Source organism: Peribacillus sp. SIMBA_075, assembly GCF_046534585.1.
In genome coordinates this window covers 1-272 of record NZ_JAWRYN010000614.1, presented here as the reverse complement: position 1 = coordinate 272, position 272 = coordinate 1, and the positions used below count along the sequence as shown (strand labels likewise).

At 34.2% G+C, this 272-nt stretch carries 1 protein-coding gene; it reads left to right on the top strand.

Annotated features, from left to right (window positions below):
* On the top strand, window positions 1-272 hold a 272-nt coding region (locus SB775_RS29640), incomplete at both ends, for an alpha/beta fold hydrolase (RefSeq protein WP_410864813.1).

Below are 272 nucleotides of genomic sequence, written 5' to 3'. Positions count from 1 at the left end.
GGTAAATCCTTTTCAATGAAAGATTTCGGAGCAAATTTTACAATCGAACAATTCGTTTCCGATGCAAAAGAAGTGATTCAATATGTACTTAAAAAGTTCAATAAACAGAAACTATTTCTCGCTGGTCATTCTTGGGGAAGCATTATTGGGCTTAACATAGCACATCAATATCCACAGTATATCGAGGCTTACATCGGTATTGGGCAGATTGTACATATGAAACAAAACGAAGAATTGCTATATCAGCATTTAATTCGTTCTGCAAAAAAACA